Here is a 1,715-nt window from a genome sequence, read left to right on the forward strand (position 1 = left end):
AAGTTCCTTCAAAACTGAACAAAAGAAGAATAGGTGTACTTACGAAACAGTCGAAGCTGTCTCATAATCTCCATAGAAAGGAGGTGATCCAGCCGCACCTTCCGATACGGCTACCTTGTTACGACTTCACCCCAATCATCTGTCCCACCTTCGGCGGCTGGCTCCCAAAAGGGTTACCCCACCGACTTCGGGTGTTACAAACTCTCGTGGTGTGACGGGCGGTGTGTACAAGGCCCGGGAACGTATTCACCGCGGCATGCTGATCCGCGATTACTAGCAATTCCGGCTTCATGTAGGCGAGTTGCAGCCTACAATCCGAACTGAGAATGGCTTTTTGGGATTGGCTTGGCCTCGCGGCTTCGCAACCCTTTGTACCATCCATTGTAGCACGTGTGTAGCCCAGGTCATAAGGGGCATGATGATTTGACGTCATCCCCACCTTCCTCCGGTTTGTCACCGGCAGTCACCTTAGAGTGCCCAACTGAATGCTGGCAACTAAGGTCAAGGGTTGCGCTCGTTGCGGGACTTAACCCAACATCTCACGACACGAGCTGACGACAACCATGCACCACCTGTCACTCTGTCCCCCGAAGGGGAAAGCTCTATCTCTAGAGTGGTCAGAGGATGTCAAGACCTGGTAAGGTTCTTCGCGTTGCTTCGAATTAAACCACATGCTCCACTGCTTGTGCGGGCCCCCGTCAATTCCTTTGAGTTTCAACCTTGCGGTCGTACTCCCCAGGCGGAGTGCTTAATGTGTTAACTTCAGCACTGAGGGTGGAACCCCCCAACACCTAGCACTCATCGTTTACGGCGTGGACTACCAGGGTATCTAATCCTGTTTGCTCCCCACGCTTTCGCGCCTCAGCGTCAGTTACAGGCCAAAAAGCCGCCTTCGCCACTGGTGTTCCTCCACATCTCTACGCATTTCACCGCTACACGTGGAATTCCACTTTTCTCTCCTGCACTCAAGTCTCCCAGTTTCCAATGACCCTCCACGGTTGAGCCGTGGGCTTTCACATCAGACTTAAGAGACCGCCTGCGCGCGCTTTACGCCCAATAATTCCGGATAACGCTTGCCACCTACGTATTACCGCGGCTGCTGGCACGTAGTTAGCCGTGGCTTTCTGGTTAGGTACCGTCAAGGTACGAGCAGTTACTCTCGTACTTGTTCTTCTCTAACAACAGAGCTTTACGACCCGAAGGCCTTCATCGCTCACGCGGCGTTGCTCGGTCAGGCTTTCGCCCATTGCCGAAGATTCCCTACTGCTGCCTCCCGTAGGAGTCTGGGCCGTGTCTCAGTCCCAGTGTGGCCGATCACCCTCTCAGGTCGGCTACGCATCGTCGCCTTGGTGAGCCGTTACCTCACCAACTAGCTAATGCGCCGCGGGCTCATCTGTAAGTGTCAGCCGAAACCGACTTTCAAAAAGAAGAAATGCTTCTTCTCTTATTATCCGGTATTAGCCCCGGTTTCCCGGAGTTATCCCCGTCTTACAGGCAGATTACCCACGTGTTACTCACCCGTCCGCCGCTAAATCAGAGGAGCAAGCTCCTCTTCATTCGCTCGACTTGCATGTATTAGGCACGCCGCCAGCGTTCATCCTGAGCCAGGATCAAACTCTCCATAAAAGTGTTTGTCTTGCTCTAGTTTTAAAACTGACGGAATTAATTCTTAATTCCTTACCTATTTCTTTTGTTCAGTTTTCAAAGAACTTTTT

The 1,715-nt window shown here is 52.4% G+C and carries 1 rRNA gene; it reads right to left on the reverse strand.

Features of this window, described 5'->3' with window-relative positions:
• Window positions 1–76: 76 nt before the first annotated feature.
• Window positions 77–1,626, reverse strand: a 16S ribosomal RNA gene (locus AWM68_RS13200).
• Between the last annotated feature and the right edge of the window lie 89 nt (window positions 1,627–1,715).

The sequence above is a fragment of the Fictibacillus phosphorivorans genome (assembly GCF_001619875.1).
GTDB lineage: Bacteria > Bacillota > Bacilli > Bacillales > Fictibacillaceae > Fictibacillus > Fictibacillus phosphorivorans_B.